The 3910-nt window shown below is 56.4% G+C and carries 2 protein-coding genes; one reads left to right on the top strand and one right to left on the bottom strand.

Going from position 1 to position 3910, the window contains the following annotated elements; translation table 11 throughout:
* The coding region (locus tag WAO69_RS13525; RefSeq protein WP_422179993.1) for a polysaccharide biosynthesis/export family protein at positions 1 to 1103 on the top strand (1103 nt) is incomplete at its 5' end.
* A 78-nt stretch (positions 1104 to 1181) separates the two neighbouring features.
* On the opposite strand, the gene WAO69_RS13520 is transcribed toward WAO69_RS13525, so the two are convergent.
* Complete coding sequence (locus WAO69_RS13520) at positions 1182 to 3314, bottom strand: polysaccharide biosynthesis tyrosine autokinase (RefSeq protein WP_422179991.1); 2133 nt, start codon at positions 3312 to 3314, stop codon at positions 1182 to 1184.
* Positions 3315 to 3910: the final 596 nt, after the last annotated feature.

The following is a 3910-nucleotide window of genomic DNA, read 5'->3' as shown; positions in this document are numbered from 1 at the left end:
AATTCCGCCCCGATCGCCTTGCCTTGCGCGTTCCTCCGGATGCGAACCCGGGGCCTTACCAGATCGGCATTGGAGATGTCGTGCTGTTGGCCACCCCCTCTGCGGGATCCACGGTTGAGGAACTCACTGGCCTTTTGGCCGCTCAGAACGCGCGTGAGGGTTACACCGTTCAGGACGATGGGTCGATCAATATCCCTAATGTTGGCCGGGTGCGCATCGCGGGTCTGACGATTGAGGATGCAGAAGCCGAACTGTTCCAACGTCTTGTCGAGAACCAGATTGACCCGACCTTCAGCCTCGAGATTTCCGAATTCAATTCGCACCGGGTGTCGATCGGTGGCGCTGTGGCGTCACCAACCGTAGTGCCGGTGACGCTGACCCCGCTCTATCTTGACGAAGCCTTGTCTGCTGCCGGCGGGATCACGGTGGAGGATCAGGATTTCGCTTCTGTCCGGCTTTACCGCGATGGCACTCTGTATCAGATCCCCCTGATGGAGCTCTACTCGCAAACGCGTCTGTTGCGCACGCGCCTGGTTGATGGCGACGCGGTGTTCGTGGATACCGAATACGAACTCGGTCTGGCGCAATCCTATTTCGAGCAACAGATTACCCTGATCAACACGCGCCAATCTGCGCGTACCGCGGCTTTGGGCGATCTGGAAACCGAGATCACTTTGCGCCGGGCGCAGCTCAATGAAGCTCGCAGCAACTATCAGACGCGCAGAGATCTTGGGGCGGATGACAATGATTATGTCTATCTGTTGGGCGAACTGCGTACCCAGTCGCGATTTGCATTGCCGTTTGAGAGACGCGCCAATCTTGCGGATGCCATGCTGGATGATAGCAGCGGGGTTCAGCCCGAGACCGGAGACATCTCGCAAATCTATGTCTTGCGCGCGTCGGAAGACCCGCGTGAGTTCGGGGCCATCACCGCCTGGCATCTCGATGCGCGCAATGCCGCCAACTACGCGCTCATGACCCGATTTGAATTGCGCCCTGATGATATCGTATTCGTGGCCCAGCAGCCGATCACCAAGTGGAACCGCACGGTCTCGCAGATCTTGCCATCGGTCTTCGGCTTCGCCAACCTGGCCACAAACTAAAGCCCCTGAACCCAAACGAAAAGCGCGGCCCGGTGAAACATCTGGGCCGCGCGTTTTCGGTTCCGGGCCAAGCAGCCGTCAGTTCGTATAGTATTTCGATCCGTAGGCAGAATAGGCCCCGTACTTTCCACCATATCCATAGCGCTTCATGCCTTTCGGGCTGATCTGGCCAAGCACCAGACCTGAAAGTCGCTGGTTGGAGTTATGGAACATCCGCATCGATTCCTCGACCTGGTCCTTGCTTGTGCTGTCCCAGCGTACGGTAAAGATGACGGCATCTGCGCTTTGTGCAATCAGCCGGGCGTCCGGCACAACCAGAACGGGGGGAGTGTCGATGATCACAGCATCATACTTTGTGCGCATTTCCTCGATTAACGCCTTGAAGCGGTCAGAGGCAAAGAGATCCGCTGCATTGACGGCTGATTTCTCGCCACCGAGTATGTCGGCCCCGAAGCCAGGGGTACGATGGATGGCCTCATCCAGAGTTTTTTCACCGGAAAGAACCGAAACGATGCCTTTTTCGGGCATGTCGTTGAAGTACTCATGCAGCGTACGCCGGCGGATGTCGCCTTCAACCAGCAGAACACGGGAGCCCAGTCCCAGAAGGTTATGTGCAAGCGACAGGGCGTTCGTGGTCTTTCCTTCGCCGGGAACGGATGAGGTGGACAGGATAATCTTTGGTGGCTGATCGACATTCGACAACATCAGAGAGGTGCGCAGGTTTCGAACCGCCTCGACGGCGGCTGACGATGGTTTGTCTGTCAGATAGTTTATCAGCATGTTGCGCTTGCTGACGGGCATTTCAGGAATCTGGCCCAGAACCGTGTATCCCGTGGCCGCCTCAAGTTCCTGCGCAGTCCGGAAGCTGTTGTTGCGCAGCTCGCGTAGCAGGACGATACCAGCACCCAGCATGATCCCCAAGATGGCGGAAAGGGCGACGATCATCGATTTTCTTGGCTCTGAGGGGGCCAACGGGATCACCGCGTTCGACAGAACGCGGCTGTCGGCTTGTTGAATACCTTGTTGCGCCGAGGTTTCGTTGAGACGCGTCAGAAAATATTCATAGAGGGTCCGGATGGCTTCTGCTTCGCGGGTCAGCTGCTGCAGGGTAATCAGATCTTCACCCTGTGACGCGATCTGTGCTTCCAGATCGAGCGCAGATGCGTTCAGAGCCTCCAGTTGCTGATCCGCCCGTACCAGATTTTGACGCGCCCGTTCCAGGACAAAGTCAAAGCGAAGATCGAATGCGGACCCAATTGCCTCATCGCTATCAGCGCGGGCAAGAAAGCGGGTCAGCTGTGGGTCATCGGCAAGCTCTGCGCGCAGCGCACGCGTGTCGGCCGCTTCGAGGGCCGCCAGGTTGGCTGCCTGCGCCGCTCGGTTCATTTGAGCCGTTTGAATGCGATCTCGTTGCTCTTTGGTCTGACGCTCAAGGGCGCGCAAACCTTCAACAGACACCAGATCCGTTGCGGCACTGAACTCGGCGGCTCTTGCTTCGGCAACCTCAAGCGATGTTTGCAGCTCGGATACGCGATCGGTCAACCAGACCGTCGCCTGTTCCATCGCTTCGAACTTCACTTCGATCTGGTTGAATATGTAGAGCTCGACCAGCGTATCGGCGATCAGCGCGGATTTTCTGGGCTGTTCCGTCGTTGCCGTGATGTTGAACACCAGACTGTTTCGGATGTTGCTTACAGAGATTTTCTCGATCAAGGCCGAGATAGTTCTGTCGCGGTCCTGGCGGGCTTTTTCCTCGGCTGGGATGTCCATCGGCGGACTGGTCAAGCCCAGTGTGGATCGCACCCAGGCTTGCGCATTTTGCCTGACCCCAGGGGGGCGCAAAGCGCCGTTGAATTCCGGATCTTCAGTCAGGTTCAGGCGATCCACGACCTTGCCCATCAGGCCGCGAGAGCGCAAAATTTCGATTTCCGAGTTGATCTCTGTCGTATCGCCTGACAATCCGGTTGCGACGCTTTGCAGGTCAACGATCTGGTCCTGATTGGTTTCGAGAATCACAACAGCGGTCGAGCGATACAAAGGCGTCGCCATTCCATATGCGTAATAGCCGCCAACAAGGATGGCGACAGTCATGCACAAAGCGATCAGCCATTTTCCGCGCCATAGCGTCGAAAGCAGGGCACCCAGATCGATCTCATCGTCATCAGCTTGGGGCGCGGCTTGTGTCTGTTCTGATCCCAGCCACCGCGGCATTTCTCTATAATTTGTCATTGATTCAGAACGTTAAACCTTGTCGCCTGTGGTTCGAAAGTGAACCGGTTTATGTCAACCGCTCCAAAACAAAGCAGCGCTTGGCCGAAAATCAGTGCAAAATCACCAATTGACTGTATTTAACTTAACCTTGAACAGCAATACAACTTCACCAGTGTTCGGGGATGTGTTAAAAACACGTAAACATTATTGGAGACTATCATGACATTCAAACCAGTTTTGGCACTTTCGCTTGCGGCTTTCGTCGCAACTCCGGCTTTTTCGCAGGGGCTTTGCCCGGATGGTTCAGGTTCCGTGACCGCGTCACAGTGTACATCCTACGGCGGAACAATCGCACAGGGCCCGAACGGCGTTAACGCGTGTAGTTTGGGTCAAGCAGCTCTCCAGCTTGCCCGTGACGAGCTTTGCATCGGACTGCCTCAGGCGACTGGCACTGGCGGCGCAACATTGGGTGGTGCTGGAATTGCGCCTGTAATTGGCAGCATTGTACTGGTGGGGCTTGTAGCCGGCGGTGGCAGCACAACGTCCACGACGGCGACAACGGGTACTACGCTCCCCTAAATCAGTGTGGACGTTCA

Origin of the sequence: Aestuariivita sp. (assembly GCF_049276915.1) — a bacterium.
GTDB lineage: Bacteria > Pseudomonadota > Alphaproteobacteria > Rhodobacterales > Rhodobacteraceae > Aestuariivita.
The sequence above is the reverse complement of the archived record's forward strand: the minus strand, read 5'-3'. Positions and strand labels throughout refer to the sequence as shown.

Coding starts and splice junctions, on each gene's coding strand:
- WAO69_RS13520 (WP_422179991.1), bottom strand. CDS start 3,314: ATGCCGCGGTGGCTGGGATCAGAACAGACACAAGCCGCGCCCCAAGCT.